Source organism: Pseudomonas juntendi (genome assembly GCF_009932375.1).
GTDB classification, from domain to species: Bacteria; Pseudomonadota; Gammaproteobacteria; order Pseudomonadales; family Pseudomonadaceae; genus Aquipseudomonas; species Aquipseudomonas juntendi.
Genome location: NZ_BLJG01000422.1, coordinates 1 through 355 on the forward strand (window position 1 = coordinate 1; position 355 = coordinate 355).

General features: G+C 64.5%; 1 protein-coding gene. It reads right to left on the reverse strand.

Going from position 1 to position 355, the window contains the following annotated elements:
- Positions 1-27 precede the first annotated feature (27 nt).
- Positions 28-355: hypothetical protein (locus GYA94_RS27970; protein ID WP_218031616.1), on the reverse strand; the 328-nt coding region annotated here is incomplete at its 5' end.

The window sequence follows — 355 nt, forward strand, 5'->3', positions numbered from 1 at the left end:
TGTGAGAGGCGCGCGCGACCGCCTGGTTCATACGACGCGATATTGAGGCATGCGCCAAAGGGTTCGCGCGCAAATCCCCCAGGCATAATTGGCCCGAAACAAACGGAGCGAGCGCAGCTCGCGATGCGCCGCGCGGGCGGCGCTCGATCTGCGCAACACCGCAAAAACCAATACAGGCACCTCGCCGCCCTGATGCGGTCCTTGCTGGTCTGCTGCCTCAAGATAGACCTGATTATGGGGTTTGTTGGGGCTGCCGTTGGGTCGCGGGAGGGCTGCCATTTGTATGGCGAAAGGAATGCAGCGCCTGTGAGATCGAGCGCCGCCCGCGCGGCGCATCGCCGGCAAGCCGGCTCCC